Below are 25,560 nucleotides of genomic sequence, written 5' to 3'. Positions count from 1 at the left end.
GGGGCGCGCCCATGGTCACCCTGGTGGAGGGCCCCTCCCGGGCCGAGATCGTCCCCGAGCGCGGCGCGCTCGTCTCGCGCTTCAGCGTAGCGAGCGAGCCGGTGCTCTTCCTCGACGAGCGCACGCTCGCGGATCCGAAGAAGAGCGTGCGCGGCGGCATCCCGCTGCTCTTCCCCAGCCCCGGCGTCATCCCCGGCGGGAAGTACGCGGTGGACGGGCGCGAGGTCTCGATGCGCAAGCACGGCTTCGCGCGCGACCTGCCCTGGACGCTGGAGGCGCAGGAGGCAGACCGCGCCGTGCTGCGGCTCGAGAGCAGCGAGCAGACGCGCCGCGAGTTCCCCTGGGACTTCGAGGCGCGACTCTTCGTGCGGCTGCAGGGCCCGGCGCTGCACCTCGCCTTCCAGGTGAAGAACCGGGATGCGCGCCGCATGCCCCTGCACCTCGGGATGCACCCCTACTTCTACGTGCCGCAGCCGCAGAAGGCGCACGTGCGCATCGAGACGGACGCGACGCGCGCCTTCGACAACCTGCAGGGCCGCGAGCGCCCCTTCCAGGGCTTTCCCCTCGAGGACCCCGAGGTGGACCTGCACCTGCTCGACCACTCGCCGCACGGCACCGTCGTGCACCGCGGGCAGGGCCTGCGGCCGGTGCGCCTCGCGTGGAGCCCGGAGTTCCACACGATGGTGGTGTGGACCCTGGGCGGGCGCGACTTCGTCTGCGTGGAGCCATGGACGGCGCGCGGCGGCGCGCTGAAGACCGGCGAGGGGCTGCTGTGGCTCGCGCCCGGAGAGACGCGCGCGCTGCAGCTGAGCATCGCGGTGTAGGCAGTCCGGGCACCCCCGAAGCGTGGAATAATCCCGCGCTCGAACCGTCACGCGGGGTGCCATGAATCGAGTCCTTCCGTGGAGTGCCCTCGCCGTCTCGCTCGCCGCGCTCGCCGTGACGCTGCTCCGGCACGAGCCGCCGCCCCCTCCGCCCGGGACCGCTGACGCGGTGGAGGGCCCCACCCGCGCGCAGTTCGACGCGTACGCACGGCGCGTGGAGGCGCTCGAGGTGACCACGCTCTCGCTCGCGCGGCGGGCGGCGGCGCTCGAGCACGGGATGACGGGGGCACCGGGCGCAGCGCCCGTGGGCACGGGCGCGCAGGTGCCCGCGGACGCGGCGGCGCTCGCCGAGCAGGTGCAGCAGCTGCGCGCGGACGTGCAGGGGCTCATCGTGGGCGAGTCCATGAACAGCCCCGAGGGGCGCGAGCAGCTCAAGGCGGCCGTCGTCGCCGCGCAGCAGGAGCTGATGCAGGAGCGCTTCCAGTCGCGCCAGCAGCAGGCGACGCAGGCGCGCCAGGAGCGGCTGCAGCGCTTCGTCCAGGAGGCGCGCCTGAGCGGCAGCCAGGAGCGGGAGCTCACGCGCCTGCTGGACACCGAGGCCCAGAAGCGCGAGGCGCTCTTCGCCCAGCGCCAGGCAGGCGCGGGTGGCGACGGGCAGCCGGTGCGCGAGCAGATGCGCGCGCTGCGCAGCGAGACGGACGCCGCGGTGGGCCGCGTGCTCGACGAGAGCCAGCGCGCCGCCTACGAGCAGATGCGCCGCGAGGAGCGGCCCGGCGGCGGGCGCGGCCGCTTCGGGGGTGGCGAGTCGGCGGCGCCCTCGCCGTAGGGGCTCAGCGCCTTCCCGGCCGCAGCAGCTGGTAGCCGTTCGCCGGCTGCACGTTCTCCAGCTCGAGCACCAGCTCGCCCGTGGGCAGCTCCCAGTAGACGTCCATGCGCGCGTTGTCGACGGTGTTGAGCCGCCGGTACGAGAGCAGCGGCTCCCACGTCACGCCGTCCAGGCTGCCGTAGAGGTAGGCGTTCTCCGCGCCCGGCGGGTAGATGTCTCCGCCCGGCTCGCGCGTGGCCCCGATGACGAAGCCGCCGCTGCGCACCGTATGGCCCGAGTAGCTGGGGCCGGGGAGCTGCGCGAGCACCGTGTACACGCCGGTGGGTGAGAGCCGCCCGATGGCCGGGCGCTCGGGCAGGAAGGAGATGTCCTGCCCGAAGATCAGATCCCCGTTGGGCAGCACCTCCGCGTCCACGATGATGCCCTCCTGCCCGGTAAGCAGCGTGGTCCAGGTGCGCCCCGCGTCCGTGGAGCGCAGCGTGGCGCCCTGCGGCGTCGTGTCCCCGAAGTAGATCCACAGCGCGCTGCGCGCAGGGTCCGCCCGCAGGCCGTGTGCGTGGCGGTGCCCGTTGAGCGTGGCGCGCACGCTCCAGGTGGCGCCGTTGTCGGTGCTCGCCCAGACCCGGATGGGCGTCGCCTCACCGGTGAAGGTCTGGTACTCCGCCCAGTACACGGTCCCGTCGAGCTCGGCGATGCTGTGCGGCGTGAGCATCCGGTACACCCCCGCGCTCAGCACCTCGCTCCAGGTGCGCCCGCCGTCCGTCGAGCGCGAGAGCCAGTGCGAGCTGCTGCGCTGCGTGTCCGCGATCAGCGTGCCGTTGGAGAGCACCGCCAGCTCCTTGAAGCTGCTGCCGTTCGGGTGCGTCCCGCGCAGGGTCCAGGTGCGCGCGTTGTCCGTGCTCGCGTAGAGCCGCGACTCCGACTCGCCGAAGCGCGTGGCGTAGGCCGTGCCGCTGCCGTCCACGCCGAGGAAGTTGAAGCGCGTCTCGGTGAGCGTCACCGACAGCGTGAGGCGGGTGCCCGTGCCTGCGTCCGGAACGCCTGCATCCGGCGACGTCCCGGCGTCGGGCGAGCCGGCATCTGGCACACCCGCATCCGGAGTCCCCGCGTCCGGGACGCCTCCGTCCGTCGGGGGCGGTGCGCCGCCGAGCGAGGTGAGGACGAAGTCGTCGAAGACCACGCCCGCGCGCAACGTCCACAGGCCCGCGTAGCCCGCCGTGCCCAGCGCACTGCTGGAGCTGTCCGTCACCTGCAGCCGCACGCTGCCGTTCACCGAGGCGGTGAGCTGCACGGGCCCACTGCCCGAGGCGCTGAGCTTGAGGGTACCGCCCGTGCTCGCGGAGGCGAGGCCGCTCGAGGCCGTGCCGAGCACGGTGCTCGTGCCCCCACGGAAGCGGCGAATCTGCACGCTGTTGTCCGAGCGCAGGACGAGATCGTACCGGTCGCCGGTCGCACCGGCCGTGGGCGAGCGCAGGTACACGCCAGCCTCGGACACGCCGAAGCTCGTCACCAGTGCCTGCACCTCGCAGTCGCGGCAGCTCGCCCCGAGCGCGGCGAGCTGGTCCGCGCCGTCGAGGTCAGATGCAACGTTGTTGCGATAGAGGAACCACAGCCCGCGCACTGCCTGCCAAGAGGTGCCCAGGCTGGTGCGCGTGAAGTCGTCGGAGAACAGCACGCCGCCAGGGCCTGGAGCGCCCGCGTCGGGTGTCCCTGCATCCGGCGCTCCGGCATCGGGGAGGCCCGCGTCGGGTGCGCCTGCATCCGGCAGCCCCGCATCGGGCACGCCTGCGTCTGACGACCCTGCGTCCGGGGCGCCCGCATCAGGCGCTCCCGCATCCGGCACGCCGGCGTCCGGCGGCCCTGCGTCCGGGGCACCCGCGTCCGGCAGGCCCGCATCAGGAGTACCGGCATCGGGAACTCCGGCATCGGGAAGACCTGCGTCCGGCACTCCAGCATCGGACGCTCCTGCATCCGGAACGCCCGCATCCGGAACGCCCGCATCCGGAACGCCCGCATCCGGCGTACCGCTCGTGCCCTCTATCCAGAGCCGGAAGGCATCGAAGACCACGCCCGCGCGGTTCGTCCACAGGCCGCCGTAGCCCGCCTCGACGAGGGCGCTCGGTCCGGTGTCCTCGGTGCTCACCCGGGGCACGCCGTTCACCGCGAGCACGAGCGACACGGGCGCGCTGCCCACGGCGCTCAGCGAGAGCTTCGCGGGCGTGTCCAACGCGGCGAGGCCACTCGCCGCCGAGCCGAGCACGGTGACCAGGCCCGCGCGGTGCCGATGGACCTGCACGCGCCCATCTCCCAGCAGCACCGCGTCGTAGCGGTCATCGGGGCGCAGCGCCGGCGCGCGCAGGAACAGCCCCGTCTCGGGCACTCCGAAGCCGAGCACGGTGGCCTCCACGCGGCAGTCGCGGCAAGTGGCGCCGTTGGCGTAGGCTTGGTTCCCGGAGTCCCGGTCCGAGGCCGCCCGGCCGTCCGTGAAGTACACCCCGCTCACCTGCGTCCACGCAGACCCCAGGCTCGCCGCGTTGCGGCCGAAGTCATCCGAGAGCAGTAACGTTCCGGCAGGCGGAGGCGGGGGCGCACCCGCGTCCCCGGCGCCCGCGTCCGGCATGCCCGCATCCGGGCTGCCCGCATCGGGCGAGCCCGCATCCGGCGTGCCGCCGTCCACCTCGGGGGCGAGCGCGTCGCTGAAGGCATAGAGCTCGTTGCCGCCCACCCCGGCGTTCGCGGTGTTCGAGTAGACGCAGGGCACGGCCACGCCCGCGGGCAGCACTTCCACCGCGGCCGGGTAGCCCTTCCACGTGGCGCTGCCGTCCAGCAGCACGGGGGCGGAGAGCACTCCGCTCTCGAGCACGCGCTCCTCCAGGCGGAAGCTGGTGTCGGTGAGGGCGCGGTTGGTGCAGATGACGAGCCGCGAGCCCACGCGGGTGATCGCCGGCTGGGCGGCCCACTCGCCTGCGAACAGCACCGTGCGCGGGCCGAAGGAGGTGCCGTCGAAGTAGCGGTGCAGCAGCACCTCGCTCTCGTCCTTGTAGACGAGGTGCATCCCGCCCTCGGGCGTGGCAACCGCCGAGAGCGCGGCGCCGTGGTAGATGGCCTCGGGGAAGGCCTGCGTGCTCGGGCCCCAGCTGCCGGGCGCGGCGGCGTCCTCGTGCAGGCGGAAGCGCGAGGCCGTGCCTCCGCTGTCGTGCATCCCCCACAGGGCGATGAGGCGCTGGCCCAGGTGCAGCAGGCGCCCGCCGCCGCGCCGCGGAAGGCTCGCGAGGTCTGGCTGCGCGGCGAAGGTGTGCCCGCCGTCCGTGCTCACCGAGAGCACCACGCGGCTGCCGCCTCCCGACTCCAGGCTGAAGGCCATCACCCACAGCCGCCCGAGCGAGTCGCGCGCGAGCTGGCCGCGCGCGTAGCCGGTGCTGCTGGAGGTGGAGTCGAAGACGCGCACGGCGGGCTCGGGCTGGAAGCCGCGCGTCTCCGGCACGTAGCGCCACCACTGGAAGAAGACGTCGTGGCGCGTGGAGCCGGTGAAGTCCGGGCCCTCGTAGGAGTAGACGAGTGCCACGTCGCGGCCCACCACGAGCAGGTCCGCGCGGTCCGTGTGGGTCGCGTCGTTCTGGATGGGGTCCGCGAGCGACCAGGTCTGCCCCTCGTCGTCGCTGCGGTAGAAGACGAGCCCGTGGCCGTCCACCCCACCCTGCTGCAGCGCGAGCAGCCAGATGGCCGCGCCGTCTCCGGGGTCCACCCGCACCACGTGGCGCTGCGCAGGCAGCGTGAGGGCGTTGCCGTCCGAGATGCGGGCGAGCGTGGAGGGTGACGCAGCCAGGACGCCGGCGAGCGCGAGGGCCAAGAGGGGCATGAAGGGAGTCTCCGGGGCGCAGCCCGGAAGGTGGGGGGCCGGGCAGCCTGCGGGCACTGCCCCTTCGGCCGAGCCCTGGCGCCACTTCCCGACAGTGCCCTATCCTCGGGCCTCGCGCGCCAGGGGGGCCCGGGAGCGCTCCTTCCACCCCCGAGGCCATGGCTCCCCCCGCACGCATCATCTTCGGCAACACCTTCGCGGGGCTCTACCGCCACGTCGCGCCGCAGGTGCCCGGCGCGACGCTGGACCGGCTGCGCGAGCGCGGCGTGGACTTCCGCCGCCCGGTGCTCCCCGCCTACCCCGCCGAGCTCTTCGTGGTGACGGTGCAGGAGCTCGCCGCGGCGCTGCACCCGCAGCTGCCGCAGGCCGAGGCCCTGAGGCTGCTCGGGCGCGCGGTGCTGGACGGCTACCTCGCCACCCCCATCGGGCGGGCGGTGCGCGGGGTGGCGCGGCTGATCGGCACGCGGCGCACGCTCCTGCAGATGAGCAAGAACTTCCGCAGCTCGGACACCTTCACCCAGACGCGGCTCACCGCGCGCGGCGAGCGGGACGTGAGCCTGTGGCTCAACGACGCGCTGGGGATGCCCAGCTACTACCGCGGCTTCTTCGAGGGCGTGGTGGAAGGCTCGGGCGGCACGCGCGCGCAGGTGGAGGTGGAGAGCTACGCGCCGCCGGAGGCGACCCTGCGCATCCGCTGGGAGGAGCGCTAGTCGAGCGGGGGCAGCCCGCCGAGCGCGCCGTGCAGCGCGTCTGCGGCGTGCCCGTCGCGCCCCACGCCGAAGCGCGCGCGAGAGGCGGTGAGCAGCTGCCAGGCATAGAGGCTGTCCGCGAGCGCGCGCGCCACCTCGCCGTGCGCGTGGAGGACGCGCGCCTGGGTGTCCACGAGCCGCGCGAGGATGCGCACCTGCTCGGGGTGGCTGAACAGCCCCGTCACCGAGCGCGCGTCGAAGCGGGTGAGCACGTCGAACTCCATGCCCAGCGCCGCGAGGCAGGCCTCGCGGATGCTCTGCAGCGCGGGGCCCGGCTGCTCGGCCGCGGGCGCCTCGGCGAGCTGCGAGGCGTGGCGGCCGAGCGCGCGCACGGCCTGCAGCACGGCGTCATGGCGGGTGAAGGGCATGGGTCACCCACAACAGGCGAAGGAAGAGCCAAAGTCCAGCTAGCGCAGGCGCCGCCAGACGCTCGCGCACACGCCCAGCACGAAGAGCGGGATGGCGAGCGTGAACCAGCGCCAGTCCCCGGTGAGCAGGAGCACCGCGTTGTCCAGGAGCGCGGTGGCCGCGTACACGCCCACCCCCCAGCGCCTCAGGCGCCACAGCCCCGCCACGGCGAGCAGCGTGCCGCCGGCGCTCGCGAGCAGGTAGGGCCAGAACAGCGGGCCCACCTGCTGGGCGAGGTCCCCGGTGAGCCCCAGCGCGAGCGCGCTGGTGGCCGCGAGCGCGCCGACGGCGCAGAGCAGCGTGAGGCGCAGCGGGCGCTCCCCGCCAGGGGGCGGGAGGCTCGAGCGGAAGAGGGGCTCGCTCATGCGTGGCTCCCAGGCTCCCCAAACGGCGACGCGCGCCGCCCCCGGGAGGGAACGGCGCGCGCGCACGGACTCAGGAAGCTCGCGGACTACTTCGTCGCGGGCTTGGGAGCGGCCTTCGGGGCGGCGGGGGCCTTGGTGCCCGGCTTGCCCGCGGCGCCGGTGGGCTCCGCCTTGGGGGTGGTGATGTCCACCAGCTCCACGTCGAAGAGCAGCGTGGCGCCGCCGGGGATCTGCGGCGGGCGGCCCTGGTCGCCGTAGGCCACGTCCGAGGGGCACACCAGCTGGGCCTTGCCGCCCACCTTCATCTTGGCCACGCCCTCGGTCCAGCACTTGATGACGGCCTGCAGCGGGAACTCCGCCGGCTGGCCGCGCTTGTAGGAGCTGTCGAACTCGGTGCCGTCGATGAGGGTGCCCTTGTAGTGCACCTTCACGGTGTCGCTCACGGCCGGCTGCGCGCCGCTGCCCGCCTGCTTCTCGATGTAGAGCGCGCCGCTCTCGGTCTTCTGCGCGCCCTGATCGTTCGCGTGCTGGGCGAGGTAGTCCTGGCCCTTCTTCTTCTCGGTCTCGCTCTTGGCGCCCATGCGCGCCTGGGCGAGCTGGTTGATCTTGGGCCCGTAGGTCTCGAGCTCCACCTGGGGCTTGGCGCCGGTCACGCCGTCGGAGAGGCCCTGCTGCACCTGGGCGAGCTCCTCCTTGGTGAGGTTGAACACCCCGAGGCGGCGGGCCTCGACGAGGCCGATGGCGTAGAGGGTCTTCTGGTCCTCGGTCTGGGGCGCACCGGCGGAGGCGGTGGCGCCACCGGAAGAGGAGGAGGCGCCCTCCTTCTGGCACGCCGCCAGGCTCAGCAGTGCGGCAAACAGCAGGCTCTTGCGCATCGTCGTCACCTCGTCACGTCAGGAGAAGGGGAACTGCGAAAGCAGGGCCGAGGGCTTAGCGGGCCTTCGGCTCCAAGGGAAGAGCACAGTGTCGAAACCGGAAACTCAGGGAGCGGGGGTGATGTCCCCGGAGGCAGCGAGGCGCTTGGCGCGCTTGCGCTCGATCATCCACACCGCGAGCAGGCCCAGCTCGTAGCAGAGGATCATGGGGCCGCCCATGAGCGAGAGGTTCACCACGTCGCCGGTGGGGGTGATGATGGCGGCGGCGATGAGGCAGACCACGAAGGCGTGGCGCTGGTACTTGAAGAGGAAGCGGCTGTTGACCACGCCCACCACGCCCAGCAGCGCCATCACGATGGGCATCTCGAAGATGACGCCGAAGGCGAGGATGAGCAGCAGCACGAGCGAGAGCTGCTCGTTCATGGTGAGCATGGGTCGCGTCCAGTTGAGCTGGTCGTAGCGGGCCTTGCCGCTGGCGAGCTCCTTCTGCAGGCGCCACACGCTGGAGATCTCCTCGCTGCGCGTGGGGGCCGCGCCGGCGAGCAGGCTCGCCGAGGCATCGAGCGCCTTGGCGGCGGCCTCCAGCTGGCCGCGCCCGTAGGCCTCCACGGCCTCGGCGTGGTGCTCGGTGGCCTGGCGCAGCACGCCGCGCGCAGGCGGGCCGAAGCCCACGCTCGCCGCGTCCAGCATGCGCCCCAGCGCGTCGATGCGCGCGGGCATCTCCACGTCCAGCGTGGGCACCAGGCCGGGCTCCTCGAGCTGCCCGTCCCCCGCGGCGGTGAGGGCCGCGCTGGTGCTCTTGGCGAGCTGGCCGGCGCGCTCCGTCTCGCCGATGCGCAGGAAGCGCAGCGCTTCGTCCCCGTGCAGGCGCGCCGTGTCCAGGCGCTGCTCGAGCGCGCCGGTGCTCTCCTCGTTGAGGAGGAACTGGAACATCGAGGGCAGCACGCCGTAGTAGCAGAACAGCCCGCCGATGAGGAACGCGAGCGAGCCGAGCAGCACGAAGGGCGCGGCGAAGCGCCGCTCCTCGACGTAGAGCCCCGGCGAGACGAAGCCCCACAGCTGCCAGAGGATGACCGGCGTGGTGAGGAACACGCCGCAGTACACGCCCACCTTCATGAGGACGTTCAGCTCCTCGATGCCGGAGGTGTAGACGAGGGCGCGGTTCTCGGGGGGCAGCGCCGCGAGCACCGGGCGCATCAGCACGCCGAAGATGGGGCGGGCGAAGATGAGGGCCACGACGCCCAGCACGCAGACGGCGATGACACACTTGATGAGCCGCGAGCGCAGCTCCGTCAGGTGCCCCGCGAGGCTCATTCGGAATTCAGGATTCACGGGGGCTCAGATCTCGTCGCCGGAGGGCGGGCGCTTGAGCGCGTTGCGCGCGATGGTGCCGGGCACCGGCTGCAGCCGCGGCAGCTCGGGCTCCGCGCCGGGCTCCTTCTCCGAAGCGGGCGCGGCGAGCGCGGCGGCGGCCGCCTCGGGGGTGAGCGGCTCGAGCGCCTGGGTGCGCGCGACGCTGGGGTCCAGGGGCGGCCGGTCCATGCCCAGCAGGGGCCCGGACTCCAGGGGCTCCGGCGCGGGAGCCGCAGCAGCGGCGGCGGCCGCGGCGAGCGCGGGGGCCGCCTCGAGCGGCGCAGGCGGCAGCGCGGGCAGCGGGAAGGCGGCGGGCGCAGGAGGCGTCGCAGCCGGAGCCTTGGCCGGGGGCTCCTCCCGCGCGAGCTCCTGGTCCATCCGGTAGAACTCGCGCTCCAGCGTGCCGCGCACTTCATCCGTCTGGCGGCGGAACTCGCGCATGAACTTGCCGAGGCCTCGCGCCAGCTCCGGCAGCCGCTGTGGCCCGAGGATGATGAGGGCCGCTACGAGAATGAAGACGACTTCGCCCGCGCCGACATTGAACATGAGGTGGGCTCCCGGGAGGGGGGTGGGGCTCGGGAGTCAGGGGGTTATCGCGCCCAAGTCCCCCCAAGGCAACCACGCGATGCGCCGCCGCCGTGGGAGCAGCCGGGCAGGCGGGCGCGCCGCCCCCCCGCCTGCTTTTCGGGCTTCGGGCGAGTTTCAGGACCGGGGGCGGCCGGAACCCGCAGCGCGCGCCGCCTCGAGCCGGCGCACCCGCCGTTCCACCAGGAGCAGCAACGGGGCCACACAGGCGGTGAGGACGATGGACACCCACGCCACCCGCCCCACCCCGCCCAGCCGCCCATCCGGCAGGTCGGTGAGCAGCTGCGAGCCGAGGAAGGCCCCGCTCGCGGAGGCGAGGTGCTGCACCGCAGACTGCAGGGACATGAAGCGCGCGCGCACCGGGTTCTCGGGCACGCGCGAGGTGAGGGTGTTGTAGGCCACGTTGCGCGTGCCCATGGCGAGCATGAAGGCCATGAAGAGCAGGGGCACGGGCAGGCCGCGCGGGTAGTGCAGGAAGAGCAGCGCAGTGCAGGCGACCACGAGCACCGTGCCGGCGCTGCCCACGCGGAAGGAGCCGAGCCGGTCCACCAGCGGCCCCATCACCCGCAGCGTGGCGAAGCTCACCACCCCGCCGAAGAGGTACACCTTCCAGAGGCTGGTGACGGGGTAGCCCAGGTTCTGCGCGAGGTAGGCGGGAAAGTTGGGGATGACCACGAAGCCCGCGGCCATGGCCGTGGCGGTGAGCGTGTAGCTCAGCTGCACCTCGCGCCGGCCGAGCAGCGCGCGCAGGGGCACCCGCGCGCGCGGGCCCTGCGCGAGGTGGCCGCGCAAGGGGGGCAGGAGCAGCACCGCGCCCAGCACCACGAGGAGCCCCAGCCCCGCCACGCTGAAGAAGGGCAACCTCCAGCCGCCCAGCTGCGCGGCCTGCAGCGCGAGCGGCACGCCCACCACGCTCGCCACCGAGAAGGCGCCCATCACCGCGCCCAGCGCCCGGCCGCGCCGCTCCACCGGGATGACGTCCGCGATGATCGCGTAGGCGAGCGAGGTGGCGGGGCCACCGAACACGCCCGCGAGCACGCGGGTGGCGACCAGGAAGGTGAGCCCCGTGCTGAGGCCCCCCGCGGCGGTGCACGCCACCAGCCCCGCCATGGCCAGGCCCAGCGCGCGCCGCCGGTCGAAGCGGTCCAGGAAGTAGCTGCCCACGAAGCCCGCCACGCTCGCGGCCGCGGTGTAGCTGCCGGCGAGCAGCCCGATGTGGCTCGCCTCCACCCCCAGCCCCTTCACGAAGAAGGGGCCCAGGGGCGTCACCATCACGAAGTCCAGGATGTTGACGAACTGCACCGCGCCGATGAGGAACACCACGGCGCGCTCAGAGGGAGAGCGCGGCATGTCGGGGCGCCGGCGCTACACGCGGAAGCGGCGCACCTCGGCGCGCAGCACTTCGGCCTGCTTCTGCAGGCCGTCGATGGCCTCCTCGAGCTGGCGCACGCTGCGCGTCTGGTGCTCGCTCACGCCCTTGATGGCCTCCACCGCCTTGAGCACCTGGCCGCTGCCCTCGGTCTGCTCCTTCTGGGCGCGGTTGAGGTGCGTCACCATCTCGTTGATGTTGGCGATGGAGCGGGTGATCTGCTTGCTGCCGTGCGCCTGCTCCTGGCTGCTGCGCTGCACGTGCGCGGTGATGCTCTTCATCCGCTCCGCGCTCTTCATGATCTGCTCGCCGCCCTTGGCCTGCTCGTTGGAGGCGGTGGAGATCTGCTGCACGGTCTCCGCGATGCGCTGGATGGCGGCCGTCACCTGCTTGCTGCCGCGCGCCTGCTCCACGGTGGCGTTGGCGATGGCCTTCACCATCTGGGTGCTCTTCTGCGCGCTCTCGTTGATCTTGCGCAGCGCCCCTTCCGCCTCGCGGCCCAGCTTCACGCCCTCCTCCACGTTCTTCACGCCCTGGTTCATCACGCTCACCGCGTTGCGGCTCTCCTCCTGCACGCCGCGGATGAGCTCGGCGATCTCCTTGGTGGAGGCGCCGGTGCGCTCGGCGAGGTCCTTGATCTCCTCTGCCACCACGGCGAAGCCCTTGCCGTGCTCGCCCGCCTGCGCGGCGATGATGGCCGCGTTGAGCGCGAGCAGGTTCGTCTGCTCGGCCACGTCGTCGATGACGTTGAGGATGTTGCCGATGGCGCTGATGCGCTTGCCCAGGCTCTCGATGACGCTGGAGGCGGTGCGGCTCGTGTCCTTGATGCGGTCGATGCCGGTGAGCGTCTTCTGCAGCGCCTCCACGCCCGTCTGCGCGTCCTCCTTCACCTGCTCGGAGAGGCGCGCCGTCTCGTCCGCGTTGGCGCCCACCTGCCCGATGGAGGCGTCCATCTGGCTGATGGAGGCGCTGGTCTCCTCGGTCGAGGTGTAGAGCTCCTCGATGTTCTTCGCGACCTCCTTGATGCTGAAGATCATCTCCTCGATGGCGCTGGTGGTCTCCTCCACGCTCGCGGCCATGGCCTGGACGTTCTCCGCCACCTGGTCGTTGGTGGCCGCCATCTGGATGATGGAGGAGCTGCTCTCCTCGGCGCTCTGGTAGAGCACCTCCACGTTGTCCGCGATGCCGCGCAGGGAGGCCATCATCTCCACCATGGAGGTGCTGGTCTCCTCCACGCGTGCCTGGATGGTGCCGGCGCCGCTGGACACCGTGTTGCCGGTGCGGCTCAGCTGCTCGATGACCCCGGCCACGCCCTCGCTCACGCCGCGCACGCGGCCCAGCGTGTCGCGCAGGCTCTGCCCGATGCGGTTGAGCGCCTCGGCGAGCGCGCCCAGCTCGTCGTCGCTGTCCGCGTCCACGCGGCTGGTGAGGTCCGCCTCCGACAGCTTGCGCGCCACCATCATCATCTTGTCCAGCGGCTCGAGGATGAAGGCGCGGCTGAGCAGGAAGACCAGCAGCAGCGTGAGCGCGAGCCCCACGATGAAGGCCACGAATACCACCGTGCGCAGGCTTCCGAGCACTCCGGACAGCGCCCCGTGGTCCACGCCCACCGAGAGGTAGCCCACCCCGCCGGGGGCCGCCGCACCTGCCGCATCCGCGGCGTCGGTGCCCGTGAGCGGCTCGGTCACGACGCGCGGCGCGCCGCGCTGGGGCAGCGTGCGCGGGAAGCGCTGCAGGCGCACCTGCTCGAGCTGGTCGGGCACGTCCGCGGGCCCGCGGCGCGTGCGCACGAGCACCCGGCCGTCCGGCGAGAGCAGCGCGAGGAAGTCCAGGTCCTCGTCGCCCGCGATCATCTCGTCGAGCAGCGCGGCGGTGCGTCCGTCCGGAGGGCGTCCGGCGAACGCGCGCACGGCCTCCTGGGCCTTGGCGCGCGCATGCGCCACCTGCCGATCCTGGAGGAACTGCTCCACCTGGGCCGGGATGTACAGGAAGAGGGCGCCCAGCACGAGCACGAGGGCGAGCGAGAACGCCCCGAAGATGGCGCCCCGGAGACCGGGATTGAGCAGTCGACGCGACAAAGCCCACGGACTGTAGGAAGCAAGCACCCGCGAGGGCAAGAAAGCGGGTCCCCTCCCCTGTTCTATCCTCCGGTGAGCCCCATGCCCCACACCCTGCTCCTCTCCGACCCCCTCTTCGCCCGCCACGACCCGGGTCGCGGCCACCCCGAGTGCCCGGCGCGCCTGGAGAGCATCCACGCGCTGCTCGCGCGCGCCCCCGTGCAGGGGCTGGTGCTGGAGGCGCCGCGCCCGGCGCTCCCCGCCGAGCTGCAGGCTGCGCACGCGCCCGCGCTGCTGCAGGCGCTCGCCGGGCTGCGCGGCCGCAGCGCCCAGCTGGACCCGGACACCGGGATGTGCCCGGACAGCTACGACGCCGCGGTGCTCGCCGCCGGCGCCGCCGTGGGCGCGGTCGAGGCGGTGCTCCAGGGCCGCGCGCGCAACGCCTTCGCCTTGGTGCGCCCGCCCGGCCACCACGCGGAGCCGGGCCGCGCCATGGGCTTCTGCCTCCTCAACAACGTGGCGGTGGCGGCCGAGGCCGCGCGCCGGCTCGGCGCCGAGCGCGTGCTGGTGCTCGACTGGGACGTGCACCACGGCAACGGCACCCAGGCCTGCTTCTGGGACCGCCGCGACGTGCTCTACCAGTCCGTGCACCAGTTCCCCTACTACCCGGGCACGGGCGCGCCGTGGGAGGTGGGCGCGGGTGCGGGCCAGGGCTTCACCGTCAACTGCGGCCTGCCCCCGGGCTGCACGGACGCGGACTACGGCGCGGTGTTCCACGGCCTGCTGCTGCCCGTGGCGCAGGCCTTCCGGCCCCAGCTGGTGCTGGTGAGCGCGGGCTTCGACCCGCACGAGGACGATCCGCTGGGTGGGATGGTGGTGACCGAGCGCGGCTTCGCAGCCATGTGCGCGAGTGCGCGCGCGCTCGCCGAGGAGCTGTGCGACGGGAAGCTGGTGCTGCTGCTGGAGGGCGGCTACAGCCTCTCGGGCCTCGCGCGCAGCGTGCACGCCTGCCTCGAGGTGCTCACGGGGCGCGGGGACGGCTTTCCGGACGGCGTGTCGCGCGCGGCCGCGGCGGCGCTCGCGGAGTCCCGCGCGGCGCTGCGCCCCTACTGGCCCACGCTGGGCGCGAGCTGAGCGGAGACGCCGCCCGCGGGGATGCCCAGCACCTCCTGGGCGAAGTGGAAGATGCGCTCGTTGAGGCGCTGGAAGGCCTCGAGAGGGTGGCGCCCCGCGCGGTCCGCCGCGTCCTCGACCTTCTCCTTGCAGCGCAGGTCGCGGCACAGGTACATGCCCGCGCGCCGCCGGTTGGTCACGTCCACCGTGAGCAGCCCCACCTCCAGGTTGGAGCCGAAGGTGTGGCACCAGTCGCACATGTTCGCGCCCGGCTCCTGGCTCGGCTGCACCTCGCGGCGGAAGATGACGCCCACGGGCTTGCGCGTGCCGGGCGCGCCGAACACGAGGTACACGCGCGCGCCGCTCGTCTCCGTCCAGACGAGGTAGTCGCGCACGAAGTGCGGGAAGCGCACCTCGGCAGGCATCTCGATGAGCCGGCGGTCCCTCGGCCGGAAGGCCTGCACCAGCGCTTGGTCACTCTCGATTCGAAACACGTGCCTCTCCTTGGCGAACCTTGCCCACTAACGCGCCGTCCCGTGAGCCGCGCGGCGTTCTGCACCCGGCTGCCTGCCCGCAGGGCGAGGGTGCCCGAGCGCCCCTCTCCGTCTACGGCGCCCTGCCCTCCTCTCCTGCCCCGCGCACCGCCGTGAGCAACAGGTCGTACTTGCCACCGAGGAAGGTGCGAAAGCCGTGCTGGTGCAGGTAGCGCCGGTAGAAGGCGAGATCCTTCGCCAGCAGCGAGAGGTCCGGCTCGCGCAGGTTCCTCACCCGCGTCCCGTAGACCACCTCTCCATCGCGAAAGCGCGAGTTGGGCAGGCCCAGCACCAGGGCGCACGCCGGCTCGACGTGCTGCTGCACCAGGCGGCGCAGCAGCGCCTGCCCGTCCAGCCCGGGGCTCTGCAGCGTGCCCACCGAGAGCACCAGGTCGAAGCGGCCGAGGGACGCGGGCAGGTGCGCGAGGTCCACGTCGAGGAAGAGGTGGCGCGGGTCGGGGAAGCGCGCGCGGGCCTCCGCGAGCGCGCTCGCGCTGTGGTCCACGCCCACGAAGGCGAGGTCCTCGCGCGCGGGCTCGAGCCAGGAGAAGGCCGCGAGCTCGTCGCCGCGGTTCACGCCCAGGTCCAGCACGCGCGCGCCCGGCCGCAGCCGCACGCGCCCGAGCGCTTCCAGCAGCGGCAGCAGGAAGCCCGGCTCCTCGAGCTTCTGCACCCGCGCGAAGGCGGACGCGGCGCCATAGCGCTCGTGGCGCGGCCCCGCCTCGCCCCCGCCGTGGAAGGCCGCCTCCGCGCCGAGCCGCTCGAAGGTGAGGCGCACGTGAGTCGCGTCCAGGGCGCGCGGGGTGAGGAGCCGGCAGCCCAGGCCTTCCGCGAGGTCCACCCATGCGCGCAGCGAGCGCGCGACGAGCTCCCCCTGCGGGCCTGTGCGTTCGCCGGCGTAGAGGCCGCGGCCGAGGTCCGGGTCGGGCACCTCGATGAGCACCCGGGGCTCGCCGCGCGCGAGCGCCTCGCGCAGGTGGCGCACGATGAGGGCGAGGGGCTCCGCGTGAAAGCGCATGGGCCTTGGAGCCTACGGCATTGCAGCGCCCGTGGGTGGGCAGGGACCCCGCAGGCCGCGGGGTGCGGCGCGCGTGCACGGCATGCTACGAGTGGGGGATGCACCCGCTGCGGCTCTCCCTGGCCCTCTTCCTGTGCTGCGCCCTCTTCGCAGGCTGCGCTGCCACCCGTTCGAGCACCACCTGTCCCGCCGAGCACGGCGCGACCTGGCGCGAGCTGCGCAGCGAGCACTTCCGGCTGCGCACGGATCTGGAGTCGCAGGAGGCCGCTCGCGCGCTCGTGCAGCTCGAGCGCTACCGGCGCGCCGTCCTGCTGGACTGGGTGCAGCACTTCGACCCGCCGGGCACCACCGACGTGGTCCTGCTGCAGGACTCGAGGGCGCTCCAGACGCTGATCGGTCGGCGCGCGCTGTGGGCGGGCCGCGTCACCCTGGACGGTGCAGAGCTGCTGCTCTCGGCAGATCAGCTCGCGCGGCTGGACGAGGTGGGCAGCAGCACCACGCTCAGCCCGCTGTACGTGCTGGCCTATCCCCTCACCTGGCAGGCCATGCCCGCCGAGCCGCGCTGGCTCGCCGAGGGACTCGCGCGCTACGTGCAGACGGTGCAGCTGGAGAAGGGCGGGCACGTCACCCTCGGAGATCCCCAGCGCGCTGCGCTCAAGGCGCTGCGCGACTACGGCCGGCTGCTGTCCATCGAGCAGCTCTGGCGTTGGGGCGTGCATGCGCCCGAGCACGCGGGGGCCTCGGCCTGGCTCTGGGTGCACTACCTGCTCAGCGCCCAGCCCCAGCGCTTCTCGGACTTCCGCACGCGGCTGCACCACGGCGAGGAGGCGTATGCGGCCTTCCAGGCAACCTTCGCCGGCGTGGATTGGAACCAGGAGCAGCAACGGCTCGCGGCCTACGCGATGAAGGGCGACTACCGCATCGTGCGCACGGAGCTGCCGGAGGTGTTCGTGGATCCCCAGCTGCGACGGATGGAGGATGGCGACGTGCATCGGCTGCGCGCCGAGCTCGCTGCGTGGAGCGGCCAGGGCGCGGCGGCGCACCAGCAGCGGGTCCGCGAGGAGGCGGCGCTCGCGCAGCAGCACGACGCCGCGGGCTTCTCCACGCGCTGGCTCGCCGCCGCCGCGCGGCCCGTCGCGGAGCGCCTGGATGCGGCGCGCCAGCTCGCACGCGACTTCCCCCAGGAGGCGGAGGCATGGCAGCTGCTGGCCGACATGCTCGAGCTGGCCGATGGTCCCGCCGGGGAGCGCGCGGAGGCGCTCACTCGAGCGCTGGCGCTCGCACCCCAGCTCCCCCACACGCTCAACAGCTACGCGTGGTACTTCGCGAACGAGGGCGCTGACGCGGCCCGCGCACTGGAGCCGGCGCGCACGGCGATGCGGCTCGCGCCCCACCACCCCTACGTCGTGGACACCTACGCGCTCGTGATGGCGAAGCTGGGGCACTGCGAGGAGGCCCGGGCCCTTCAGCGGCGGGCCCTCACCCGCATCACGCAGGGAGACCCCTCTGCCCCCCGGATGTCGATGCGGCTCGAGGACTACGAGCAGCGCTGCAAGCCCGCGGGCACTGCGACCACCGCGAGCCCGTAGCGCGGGCCGCGACCTACCCCCGCAGCTGCGAAGGCGTGACGCCCAGCACGCGCCGCAGACAGCGTGCGAGGTGGCTCGGGTGGGCGAAGCCCGCCTCGAGCGCGACCTCCGTGACGCTCTTGTGTCCCTCGCACAGGAGCACCCGCGCGCGCTCCACGCGCCGCTCCAGGACGTAGCGGTGCATGGGCTTGCCCACCGCGTTGCGGAACAGCGCCTTGAAGTGCGAGGCGCTGAAGCCCGCGACGCCCGCGAGCTCGGCGAGCGTGAGGTCCTGGTCGAGGTTCGCCTCCACGTACTCGAGCACGCGGCGCAGGCGCCACGGCGGCAGGGCGCGCCGCGCCTCGGGGGGCGGAGCACTCGCGTGCGACTGCAGCGCGAGGAGCCGTGCGGCGAGCGCCGCGGCGAGGCTGTCCGCGAAGAGCCGGCCGCCGGGATACGCGTCGCGCTCCTCCGCCTGCATCATCCAGCCGATGCTCTCGATGCGCGGGTCGCGGATGTGGATGGAGGGCACGAGCGCGGCGTCCTGCGCGCCCACGCCCATGGCCTCCGCGGTGTCCCGCAGGAGCGCGGGCGAGAGCCGCAGCAGCAGGGACGTCGCGGGCTGCGACAGGGTCCAGCGGGTGCTCGAGCCCCCGGGCACGACGCAGAACTGACCGTGGAGCCGCACACCCTGCCGCTCCGCGCGGCCCGCGCGGTAGGAGACCGGAACGGGCGCGCCCACGTGGAGGCAGAGCACGTGCCGCGCGTCCACCGGCGAGTCGAAGCGTCCGGAGGGCACCGGCGAGGTGAGCACGTCCAGGCCCGGCAGGTCGCCCAGGCCCTCGCGCGAGAGCGCGGCGGGCGGTGCGGGGTAGCAAGAGGGTCTGCTCATCCGACGCTCCTTGGACGCGGGAGACACCACACTGCACCGCTCCGGAGCCCCCCGCAATGGAACCGGAATTCATCCGCCCGTGCTCGGCGCCGGCCGCCCGTGCGCGCGGGGCCCGGGGCCGCGCTCCTACCGTCTCTCGTGCACCCTCACGGATGGCTGGAGACTCCCGATGAAGCGAAGAGACTTCCTGCAGCTCACCGGCGCCGCCCTCGCGGCGAGCGCCGCAGCCCCCCTCCTCTCCTGGGCAGACGCCCGCTCGCCCACGCCCCGCCCAGCGCGGCTCCCGCCGCTGGATGCCGCGGGGTATCGCGCGGCGCGCCGCTTCGCGAAGCTGCCCTTCGGGCGCATCGCCTACGTGGAGCGCGGCGCGGGAGCCGCTGCGCTGTTCCTGCACGGAGCCCCGCTCAACGGCTTCCAGTGGCGCGGCGCGCTCGAGCGGCTCTCCGCGCACCGGCGCTGCATCGCACTGGACTTCATGGGGCTGGGATACTCGGAGGTCCCCGAAGGCCAGTCGATCGCGGCCGGGGCCCAGGCCACCATGCTCGAGGCGCTGATGGACGCGCTCGGCGTGGCGAAGGCGGACCTCGTCGCGAGCGACAGCGGCGGCGCCGTGGCGCAGCTGTTCCTGCTGCGCTACCCCGAGCGCGTGCGCTCGCTGCTGCTGACGAACTGCGACGTGGAGCCCGACAGCCCTCCGAAGGGCGTGCAGCCCGTCATCGAGATGGCGCGCGCGGGGACGCTCGCGGACGCCACGGCGAAGTGGCTGAGCGACAAGGCCCTGGCGCGCTCCACCTTCGGCGCGGCGGTGTTCCACGACCCGGCGCGCTTCGCGGACGAGACCATCGAGTACTACGTGCAGCCGCTCGTCAGCTCGCCCTTGCGAAGGCGGCAGTACCACCAGTTCCACCTCGCGCTGGCGCCGAACCCTCTCGAGGGCATCGAGGCGCAGCTGCGCCGCAGCACGGTCCCCGTGCGCATCGTGTGGGGCGCGAGCGACACCATCTTCTCCCTCGCGGACGCCGACTACCTGGACCGCACCTTCCCGCGCTCGCAGGGCATTCGCCGCGTGCCCGAGGGGAAGCTCTTCTTCCAGGAGGAGTTCCCGGACGTCATCGCGGAGGAGGCGCGGCGGCTGTGGAGGGTTGCGGGCCCGTGAACCTTTCGTGTCCCTCCGATTTGACCCGGAGATGATGACTTTCTAGCTTTCGTGGCCATCTCCCCGCCTGGATGGTCATGCGCTCCTCCCGCCTCGCTGCGCCGCTGTGCCTCGCCCTGCTGCTCTCCGCCTGCCTCCCGGACGCGCCCGCACGCGCCCCCGATGCCGGCACCGAGGGAGGCCCCGAGGTCGTCGTCGTCACCCCGGACGCGAGCGTCCCGCCCGGCTACCCGGACGTGGGCACCCCGGATGCGGGCCACCCGGACGCGAGCGTGCCGCCCATGACGGAGGACGAGGTGCGGGTGACGAACCGGGTGCCCTACCTCTACGACAATTCGGAGCGCTACGAGGTGCTCTCGAATCCGGTCGAGGTGCTGGTGCCCGCGCCGGACGGCGGCTACACGCGCCTCGCGAGCACCTCGCTCGGGATCGGCATCGCCTCGGTGCACGGGGTGCCTGACGCCGGCGGCTACCTCGTTCGCAGCGGCAACAGCTACGTGTACACGAGCGCGCGCAGCGTGAACCGGGGTTGGGCTCGCCTCGAGCGCCAGGGGGTGTCGTACTCGGGGGTCTCCATTGAGGGTTCGGGCCCCGGCGTGAGGACCGCGGAGCTCACGCTCGAAGGGCTGAGCCCGTGGAACGAGGGCGGCGCCGTCGATGATTTCGAGATGGTGGGGCTGGAGACGGGCAGCACCGCGCAGCTGGCCTTCAATCCTCAGCCGGCCACGGGCGCCACCTCCGTCTCCCATGCGCCGGCGGACATCTTCCCGGTCACGAGCGCCTCACTGCCGCACTTCGACCCAACGCTCGACACGCTCACCCTCGTGCAGCGTGCGGCCCAGAACGTGGGCACCTCCGGCATCGCGATGGTGGCACGCCGTGCGGGGACGGTCGCAGCGCCCTCCGTCGCTGACAGCGGACCGCTGCGTCTGGGCATGAGGCTCGAGGAGATGCCCCAGCGCTCCGTCACCCTGGACCTTCGCAGCAGCGCCTTCCGCGCGCTGCGCGCGCAGGTGCACCCGGACGCCGAGCTGGAGGGCATGCAGTTCGACGTGACCCCCGCCGCCTACGGCATCCACCCGGAGTACGGCTGGGTCGGCTACTCGGGCGAGCTCTTCTCCTACTACGAGACCGCGCCGGACGCGCCGGACCTCGCCGCCACCTTCAGCTACGGCAATCCTTATCCGTCCAGCTGGGCCGAGGTGGGCGGCGCGTCCTGCCTCTACCGGGTGCGGCTCACGCTGCCGTCGGGCAGCCAGCACTTTCTCTACCGCAGCATCGGCGGCTCGGACCTGCTCGCGAACGTCGTCGGCGCGCCGATCGTCCCCACGCTCTCCCCGCCTACCGACCTGCGCGTGGATGGCCTCCCGGCCACGGCCTCGCAGACGCTCGCGAGCCTCACGCCCACGCTGAGCTGGGGCGCGCCGACCACCGGGACCCCCACCGCGTACCGGCTCACCCTCTACCGTCTCACCGAGCCCTCTCCGGGAACCGTGAGCCGAACCACCGCCGGGCAGGTGGACCTGCCCGCAGAGCTGCGCTCGCTGCGCCTGCCCGCGGGCATGCTCCAGCCTGGCCGCCACTACGTCTTCGTGGTCACCGCGATGGACGTTCCCACCTGGGACCTCGCCCGCCGGGAGACCCAGCAGCGCCTGCCCGGGCAGTTCGCAGACGCCGTCACCGGCCTCCTCAGCGCCCCCTGAGCCGCCGCGGGGCGCGGCCTATCCGAGCTGCTCGGCGAAGAGCGCCGTGAGCCGGCGCCAGTGCCGCGCATCCGCGTCCGCGTCGTACACGGCCGTGTCGGCCATCGCGTAGCCGTGCCGCTTGCCGCGGTAGAGCTCGAGGCAGTAGTCCACGTGCGCTGCGCCCAGCGCCTGCGCGAGCGCGGCCTGGTGCTCGGAGCTGAAGCCCTGGTCCTCATCTGCGGCGCCGAGGTAGAGCGCCGCCTTCACCTGCCCCGCGAGCCGGTGCGGGCTCTCGGGCGCATCCGTCACCAGGCCGCCCGGGTGGAAGGCGGCGGCAGCGCGCACGCGCTCCGGGTGCATCGCGGCCGTGAGGAAGGCCATGCGCCCGCCCATGCAGTAGCCGGTGAGCCCCACCCGGTCCGCGCGGACGCGGGGCTGCGCGGCAAGCGCGTCCAGGTACGCGGCGCTGTCCATGCGGATGCGCTCCGGCGTGATGGAGTGGATGAGCGCCATCAGCCGCGCGCGCTCGGGCGGGTGGCTGAAGGCATCCGTGGCGAAGGGCGGGAAGTCGCCCGCGCGGTAGAAGATGTGGGGCAGGAGCACGACGTAGCCCAGCCCCGCGAGCCGCTCGGCCATGGCGTGCGTCGCCGGGCGCACGCCGAAGGCATCCGGGTAGAGGATGGCGGCGGGGCGCGCGCCCGCGCCGCCGCGGTAGAGCCAGGCGTGGGCGGTGCCGTCCGCCGTCTTGATGTCCAGCTCGGTGCGCTCGGTGCTCATGGTGGTCCTCCCGGAAGGGGAAGGCGACCAGAGCGGAGCGCGGCCGTGTGCGCCACCTCCGCGTGCACGGCCCTGTCGGGCGGTGCACGCGCCTGCCCCCTCAGCGGGCGCGCTGGCTGACGGCGACGCTGGCGAGGATGAGCGCGCCGGCGGTGAGCATGCTCGCGGTGGGCGCCTCGCCGAGCAGCAGCCAGGACCAGGCGAGGCCGAACAGCGGCACGAGGAAGGTGACCGTGAGCGTGCGCGGTGCGCCCACGCGGGAGATGAGCCGGAAGAAGAAGGCGTACGCGAGCCCCGTGCACAGCACGCCGAGCAGCACCGCGCTCACCCACGCGCGGGCCGAGACGGGCGCCGAGGGCCACTGCGCCACGGCGAAGGGCGCGCACAGGAGCGCTGCGCCCAGCTGCGTGCCGGCAGCGAGCGCCACCGGCGGCAGGCCGCTGAAGCGGCGGCGGATGAGGTTCGCGCCGATGCCGTAGCACAGCGAGGCGAGCACCCCGGCGAGCGCCGCGAGCGTGGAGGCGTTGCCGTGGGTGCGCCCGCTCGCGAGCACCACCACGCCCGCGAAGCCGGTCACCAGCGCGAGCGCGCGCCGGGCGCTGATGCGCTCTCCGAAGGCGGCGAGCGCCACCAGCGCCGTGAACAGCGGCGCCATGCTGTTGGCGATGGCGCCGATGCCCGCCGGCGCCCGCTGCGCCGCCCAGGCGAAGAGGGCGAAAGGCAGGGCCGAGTTGACCACCCCGAGCAGCGGCACCTGCCAGAGGTGCTTGCGCGAGAAGGCGCTGCGCTGGTGCCACACCAGCGGCAGCAGCACGGAGGCCCCCAGGGCGAGGCGCAGCCCCACCAGCGGCAGGGGCCCGAACTCGGGCGCGGCCACGCGCATGAAGAGGAAGGAGCCGCCCCAGATGGCGCCGAGCACGGTCAGCTCCACGGGGGTGACCCAGTCGCGCGGAGACGCGGCGGCAGGAGCAGCAGTGCAGGCAGCGGAAGGCATCGCGGGGACCGACATGGCACGCACCTCTTTCGTGGGTGGTGCAGATGTGCCGTTGAAGTCGCCGCCTCACAAGCGCATCGTTTGGGAGGCAGACCCAAACCGGATTTGAGGCTCGAGCATGTCCCTGCGTGCGCATTGGCTTCCCGCGCTCGGCGCCTTCGAGGCAGCCGCGCGCCACCTGAACTTCGCCCGCGCCGGCGAGGAGCTGCACCTCACCGCGAGCGCGGTGAGCCACCACGTGCGCCGGCTCGAGGAGATGCTGGGCGTGGTGCTCTTCCGCCGCCAGGCGCGCGGCGTCGCGCTCACCCCCGAGGGGCAGCTGCTCGCGGACGCCACGGGCGGCGCGCTGGGAGAGCTCAACGCAGCGTTCACGCAACTGCACGCCTCGCGCGAGGAGCCGCGGGTGCGGGTGAGCGTGCTGCCCTCGCTCGCGCGCTCGTGGCTGCTGCCGCGCCTGGGGCGCTTCACCCAGGCCCACCCGAAGCTGCGGCTGGTGGTGGACGCGGACCGGGGCGCCGCGCGCTTCGAGGACGGCGGGCCGGACTTCGCCTTGCGCTACGGCCGGGGGCCCTGGCCGGGGCTGGTGGCGCGCTTCCTCATGGACGACGTGCTCTTTCCCGCCGCCTCCCCGCGCCTCGCGGGCGTGAAGCGGGTGCGCACGGCCGAGGACGTGGCCGCCCTGCCGCTGGTGGACGACGTGTCGCCGCGCTGGTCGGAGTGGTTTCGCGAGGCGGGCGTGCGGGGCTTGCGGCCCGAGGCGGCGCACACCTTCAGCGACTCGGCGCTCGCGCTGGACGCGGCCGCGGCGGGGCTGGGCGCGGTGCTCGCGCGCCAGCGCCTCGCCGCCGCGTACCTGGAAGACGGCAGGCTCGTGCGGCTGCCGGGGCCCAGCGTGTCACTGGGCCTCGCCTACTACGTGGTGTACCCGCCGCACCGCGTGCCGGGGGCCGCGGCGCAGCGCTTCATCGCGTGGCTCGAGCGCGAGGCCCGGGCCGAGGGGGCCGTCCCCTAGCCGCACACCCGCAGGCCGGTCGCGTTGCACACGTCCTGCGGCTGCATGCGCAGCAGCTGGGTGAAGTCCGCGTAGCGCGGGCCACCCAGCGGGCGCTCCGGGGTGGGCGCGGCGATCTCCGAGCGCAGGAACGCGGAGAGGCTGGTGTGGTCCAGGTCCGCGGGGCGGTCCACGGTGTCCAGCGCGCGCGGGTTCGTGAGGTGCAGGAAGGTGCCGGTGGTAGCGGCGCGCTCGGGGGTGTGGCGGGTGTCCGTCTCGTGGCGGTGGCAGCCGCCGCAGGTGTTGAGCGCGAAGGCGGTGCGCAGCGCCGGGTCCACGGTGCGCCCGTCCGCCGTGGTGAAGGTGCCGCCCGAGCCCCAGGCCGGCAGCCCCGTGCCCACCAGCGTGGAGTTCGCGAGCATCTCGGGCGGCAGGCGGTGCGTGTTGGAGAGCACGGCGTCGCGGTTGGCGAGCAACACCTCGGCGAGCTGCTGCGAGCGCTCGAGGGTGCCGCGCGGCGGGAGGTCGAACTCGCGCGAGGGCTCGAGGTTCACGGTGTGCTGCTGCAGCAGCCCCGTCTCGCGCGAGAGGTGGAACTCGCGCAGCTCCCAGATCTGCGGCGGCAGGCTGGGGGACACAGTGCGGCTGCCCAGCAGCGCCACCTCGTTGGTGCGCAGCTGGTTCAGCGCGCTGCCGTTGGGGCGGCGCAGGTCCATGTCCGGCCCGCTGAAGCCCGCGGTCACGGTGCGCAGCAGCGCGTTGTACGCGGGGCCGAAGGGCAGCGCGCCCAGCAGGTGCCAGCGCTGCGCCCAGAGCAGCGTCTCGAAGCGGTGCGAGACGGGCAGCGAGTACTCGAAGATGACGGTGAGCTTCTGCGGGGTGGGCGTCGCGTCCGCGATGAAGGTCATGCCCTCGGGCGTCTGGCTCAGGGTGGGGCCCACGGCCTGGAACACGAAGCGCCCCTCGCCGCCGATGGCCGTGTCGTCACCCGCCACGATGCGCAGGTCCGGCCGGTTCACGATCGCGATCAGCTGGAAGGGCGCGCGGCGGAAGTCCAGCACGCAGGTGTCGTCGCTCTCGGGGCCCGCGCTGCAGCCGCTCGCGAGCTTCCAGGGCTCGAGCACCACGGTGCGCATGGTGGCGCGCGGCGCCGAGGCGCGCACGCTGGTGCTCGGGGACTGGGCGCTCTCCCAGCTCTTCAGCCACTGCACGGTGAAGCGCGAGGCCGCGCGCGCATCCCCGCGCTGGCCGCGCGGCAGCATGTTGTGCACCAGGCGCCCGAAGCTCCACGCCCCCTGCGGAGAGAGGCCGTCCGGGTGGGCCGGGTCGAAGGTGGTCTCCACCGGGCTCTCGAGGACGGAGCGGTCCGTGATGACCAGCTCCTTGCCCGGCACCACCGCGCGCTGCAGCTCCGCCTCGGAGGTGGCCCGCACGTCGCTGCCGGCCGCGCCCGGGTCCGTCTGCAGCGCGCTTCCGGGTTCACAGCCGCCCAGCCACAGACCTGCGAGCACCGCCAGGACACACCCGCGCTTCGACTCGAACATGCACTCCCCCCTCGTGAGG

Annotated in this window: 22 protein-coding genes; 8 read left to right on the top strand and 14 right to left on the bottom strand. The window is 73.5% G+C overall.

Going from position 1 to position 25,560, the window contains the following annotated elements:
• The first annotated feature begins 11 nt into the window (after positions 1–11).
• Both FGE12_RS19785 and FGE12_RS19780 read left to right on the top strand, forming a co-directional pair.
• Entirely contained in the window at positions 12–824 is an 813-nt protein-coding gene (locus FGE12_RS19785; RefSeq protein ID WP_153868079.1) for an aldose epimerase, read from the top strand.
• Positions 825–885: 61 nt separating this feature from the next.
• A complete protein-coding gene (locus FGE12_RS19780) occupies positions 886–1,650 on the top strand; it encodes a hypothetical protein (RefSeq protein ID WP_153868078.1) in 765 nt (254 codons plus the stop codon).
• Between the two features lie 4 nt (positions 1,651–1,654).
• On the opposite strand, the gene FGE12_RS30395 is transcribed toward FGE12_RS19780, so the two are convergent.
• Positions 1,655–5,509: a sialidase family protein gene (locus FGE12_RS30395; protein WP_228530934.1), complete on the bottom strand. Its 3,855-nt coding sequence runs from the start codon at positions 5,507–5,509 to the stop codon at positions 1,655–1,657.
• Positions 5,510–5,667: 158 nt separating this feature from the next.
• On the opposite strand from FGE12_RS30395, the gene FGE12_RS19770 reads away from it, so the two are divergent.
• Complete coding sequence (locus FGE12_RS19770) at positions 5,668–6,219, top strand: DUF2378 family protein (RefSeq protein WP_153868077.1); 552 nt, start codon at positions 5,668–5,670, stop codon at positions 6,217–6,219.
• On the opposite strand, the gene FGE12_RS19765 is transcribed toward FGE12_RS19770, so the two are convergent.
• From FGE12_RS19765 to FGE12_RS19735, 7 genes are all read right to left on the bottom strand, one after another.
• A complete protein-coding gene (locus FGE12_RS19765; RefSeq protein WP_153868076.1) occupies positions 6,216–6,626 on the bottom strand; it encodes a hypothetical protein in 411 nt (136 codons plus the stop codon). The two genes, FGE12_RS19770 and FGE12_RS19765, sit on opposite strands and share 4 nt — an antisense overlap.
• Positions 6,627–6,665: 39 nt before the next feature.
• Positions 6,666–7,031, bottom strand: coding sequence for a hypothetical protein (locus FGE12_RS19760; RefSeq protein ID WP_153868075.1), 366 nt, complete (start codon positions 7,029–7,031; stop codon positions 6,666–6,668).
• Positions 7,032–7,117: 86 nt separating this feature from the next.
• Positions 7,118–7,906: an FKBP-type peptidyl-prolyl cis-trans isomerase gene (locus FGE12_RS19755; protein ID WP_153868074.1), complete on the bottom strand. Its 789-nt coding sequence runs from the start codon at positions 7,904–7,906 to the stop codon at positions 7,118–7,120.
• A 105-nt stretch (positions 7,907–8,011) separates the two neighbouring features.
• Positions 8,012–9,220 carry a twin-arginine translocase subunit TatC gene (locus tag FGE12_RS19750; protein WP_153868073.1) on the bottom strand — a complete coding sequence of 403 codons (1,209 nt, stop codon included), beginning with the start codon at positions 9,218–9,220 and terminating at the stop codon, positions 8,012–8,014.
• 24 nt (positions 9,221–9,244) lie between these two features.
• Positions 9,245–9,805, bottom strand: coding sequence for a twin-arginine translocase TatA/TatE family subunit (locus FGE12_RS19745; protein ID WP_153868072.1), 561 nt, complete (start codon positions 9,803–9,805; stop codon positions 9,245–9,247).
• Positions 9,806–9,961: 156 nt separating this feature from the next.
• Entirely contained in the window at positions 9,962–11,194 is a 1,233-nt protein-coding gene (locus FGE12_RS19740; RefSeq protein WP_153868071.1) for an MFS transporter, read from the bottom strand.
• Between the two features lie 15 nt (positions 11,195–11,209).
• Positions 11,210–13,291, bottom strand: a complete 2,082-nt coding sequence (locus tag FGE12_RS19735) for a methyl-accepting chemotaxis protein (protein ID WP_153868070.1) — start codon at positions 13,289–13,291, stop codon at positions 11,210–11,212.
• Positions 13,292–13,372: 81 nt separating this feature from the next.
• On the opposite strand from FGE12_RS19735, the gene FGE12_RS19730 reads away from it, so the two are divergent.
• A complete protein-coding gene (locus tag FGE12_RS19730) occupies positions 13,373–14,404 on the top strand; it encodes a histone deacetylase (protein ID WP_153868069.1) in 1,032 nt (343 codons plus the stop codon).
• Here FGE12_RS19730 and FGE12_RS19725 read toward each other — a convergent pair.
• Positions 14,377–14,877, bottom strand: a complete 501-nt coding sequence (locus FGE12_RS19725) for an FBP domain-containing protein (protein ID WP_194798084.1) — start codon at positions 14,875–14,877, stop codon at positions 14,377–14,379. The genes FGE12_RS19730 and FGE12_RS19725 overlap by 28 nt on opposite strands.
• Before the next feature lie 112 nt (positions 14,878–14,989).
• Positions 14,990–15,934, bottom strand: a complete 945-nt coding sequence (locus tag FGE12_RS19720) for a class I SAM-dependent methyltransferase (protein WP_153868068.1) — start codon at positions 15,932–15,934, stop codon at positions 14,990–14,992.
• Positions 15,935–16,032: 98 nt separating this feature from the next.
• Here FGE12_RS19720 and FGE12_RS19715 point away from each other — a divergent pair, with 98 nt between their 5' ends.
• Positions 16,033–17,523: a hypothetical protein gene (locus FGE12_RS19715; protein WP_153868067.1), complete on the top strand. Its 1,491-nt coding sequence runs from the start codon at positions 16,033–16,035 to the stop codon at positions 17,521–17,523.
• A gap of 13 nt (positions 17,524–17,536) precedes the next feature.
• Here the strand turns inward: FGE12_RS19715 and FGE12_RS19710 are convergent, their stop codons facing one another.
• On the bottom strand, positions 17,537–18,394 hold the full coding sequence (locus FGE12_RS19710) for a helix-turn-helix domain-containing protein (RefSeq protein ID WP_153868066.1): 858 nt from the start codon (positions 18,392–18,394) through the stop codon (positions 17,537–17,539).
• Between the two features lie 169 nt (positions 18,395–18,563).
• On the opposite strand from FGE12_RS19710, the gene FGE12_RS19705 reads away from it, so the two are divergent.
• A complete protein-coding gene (locus FGE12_RS19705) occupies positions 18,564–19,550 on the top strand; it encodes an alpha/beta fold hydrolase (RefSeq protein WP_153868065.1) in 987 nt (328 codons plus the stop codon).
• Between the two features lie 77 nt (positions 19,551–19,627).
• Positions 19,628–21,253 carry a hypothetical protein gene (locus FGE12_RS19700; RefSeq protein WP_153868064.1) on the top strand — a complete coding sequence of 542 codons (1,626 nt, stop codon included), beginning with the start codon at positions 19,628–19,630 and terminating at the stop codon, positions 21,251–21,253.
• Positions 21,254–21,271: 18 nt separating this feature from the next.
• Here the strand turns inward: FGE12_RS19700 and FGE12_RS19695 are convergent, their stop codons facing one another.
• Entirely contained in the window at positions 21,272–22,012 is a 741-nt protein-coding gene (locus FGE12_RS19695) for a dienelactone hydrolase family protein (RefSeq protein ID WP_153868063.1), read from the bottom strand.
• Positions 22,013–22,112: 100 nt separating this feature from the next.
• A complete protein-coding gene (locus FGE12_RS19690) occupies positions 22,113–23,021 on the bottom strand; it encodes a DMT family transporter (RefSeq protein ID WP_153868062.1) in 909 nt (302 codons plus the stop codon).
• Positions 23,022–23,124: 103 nt separating this feature from the next.
• Between FGE12_RS19690 and FGE12_RS19685 the strand changes: the two genes are divergently transcribed.
• A complete protein-coding gene (locus tag FGE12_RS19685; protein WP_153868061.1) occupies positions 23,125–24,018 on the top strand; it encodes a LysR substrate-binding domain-containing protein in 894 nt (297 codons plus the stop codon).
• Here the strand turns inward: FGE12_RS19685 and FGE12_RS19680 are convergent.
• Positions 24,015–25,541, bottom strand: coding sequence for a hypothetical protein (locus FGE12_RS19680; protein ID WP_153868060.1), 1,527 nt, complete (start codon positions 25,539–25,541; stop codon positions 24,015–24,017). The genes FGE12_RS19685 and FGE12_RS19680 overlap by 4 nt on opposite strands.
• Positions 25,542–25,560 lie beyond the last annotated feature (19 nt).

The organism is Aggregicoccus sp. 17bor-14, assembly GCF_009659535.1.
Taxonomy (GTDB): Bacteria; Myxococcota; Myxococcia; order Myxococcales; family Myxococcaceae; genus Aggregicoccus.
This window is presented reverse-complemented; position numbering and strand designations above follow the sequence as displayed.

What these genes read in the sequence shown, in the direction of transcription:
- FGE12_RS19785 (WP_153868079.1), top strand. Translation starts at nt 12, where the DNA reads ATGGTCACCCTGGTGGAGGGCCCCTCCCGGGCCGAGATCGTCCCCGAG.
- FGE12_RS19780 (WP_153868078.1), top strand. Translation starts at nt 886, where the DNA reads ATGAATCGAGTCCTTCCGTGGAGTGCCCTCGCCGTCTCGCTCGCCGCG.
- FGE12_RS30395 (WP_228530934.1), bottom strand. Translation starts at nt 5,509, where the DNA reads ATGCCCCTCTTGGCCCTCGCGCTCGCCGGCGTCCTGGCTGCGTCACCC.
- FGE12_RS19770 (WP_153868077.1), top strand. Translation starts at nt 5,668, where the DNA reads ATGGCTCCCCCCGCACGCATCATCTTCGGCAACACCTTCGCGGGGCTC.
- FGE12_RS19765 (WP_153868076.1), bottom strand. Translation starts at nt 6,626, where the DNA reads ATGCCCTTCACCCGCCATGACGCCGTGCTGCAGGCCGTGCGCGCGCTC.
- FGE12_RS19760 (WP_153868075.1), bottom strand. Translation starts at nt 7,031, where the DNA reads ATGAGCGAGCCCCTCTTCCGCTCGAGCCTCCCGCCCCCTGGCGGGGAG.
- FGE12_RS19755 (WP_153868074.1), bottom strand. Translation starts at nt 7,906, where the DNA reads ATGCGCAAGAGCCTGCTGTTTGCCGCACTGCTGAGCCTGGCGGCGTGC.
- FGE12_RS19750 (WP_153868073.1), bottom strand. Translation starts at nt 9,220, where the DNA reads ATGAGCCTCGCGGGGCACCTGACGGAGCTGCGCTCGCGGCTCATCAAG.
- FGE12_RS19745 (WP_153868072.1), bottom strand. Translation starts at nt 9,805, where the DNA reads ATGTTCAATGTCGGCGCGGGCGAAGTCGTCTTCATTCTCGTAGCGGCC.
- FGE12_RS19740 (WP_153868071.1), bottom strand. Translation starts at nt 11,194, where the DNA reads ATGCCGCGCTCTCCCTCTGAGCGCGCCGTGGTGTTCCTCATCGGCGCG.
- FGE12_RS19730 (WP_153868069.1), top strand. Translation starts at nt 13,373, where the DNA reads ATGCCCCACACCCTGCTCCTCTCCGACCCCCTCTTCGCCCGCCACGAC.
- FGE12_RS19720 (WP_153868068.1), bottom strand. Translation starts at nt 15,934, where the DNA reads ATGCGCTTTCACGCGGAGCCCCTCGCCCTCATCGTGCGCCACCTGCGC.
- FGE12_RS19715 (WP_153868067.1), top strand. Translation starts at nt 16,033, where the DNA reads ATGCACCCGCTGCGGCTCTCCCTGGCCCTCTTCCTGTGCTGCGCCCTC.
- FGE12_RS19710 (WP_153868066.1), bottom strand. Translation starts at nt 18,394, where the DNA reads ATGAGCAGACCCTCTTGCTACCCCGCACCGCCCGCCGCGCTCTCGCGC.
- FGE12_RS19705 (WP_153868065.1), top strand. Translation starts at nt 18,564, where the DNA reads ATGAAGCGAAGAGACTTCCTGCAGCTCACCGGCGCCGCCCTCGCGGCG.
- FGE12_RS19700 (WP_153868064.1), top strand. Translation starts at nt 19,628, where the DNA reads ATGCGCTCCTCCCGCCTCGCTGCGCCGCTGTGCCTCGCCCTGCTGCTC.
- FGE12_RS19695 (WP_153868063.1), bottom strand. Translation starts at nt 22,012, where the DNA reads ATGAGCACCGAGCGCACCGAGCTGGACATCAAGACGGCGGACGGCACC.
- FGE12_RS19690 (WP_153868062.1), bottom strand. Translation starts at nt 23,021, where the DNA reads ATGTCGGTCCCCGCGATGCCTTCCGCTGCCTGCACTGCTGCTCCTGCC.
- FGE12_RS19685 (WP_153868061.1), top strand. Translation starts at nt 23,125, where the DNA reads ATGTCCCTGCGTGCGCATTGGCTTCCCGCGCTCGGCGCCTTCGAGGCA.
- FGE12_RS19680 (WP_153868060.1), bottom strand. Translation starts at nt 25,541, where the DNA reads ATGTTCGAGTCGAAGCGCGGGTGTGTCCTGGCGGTGCTCGCAGGTCTG.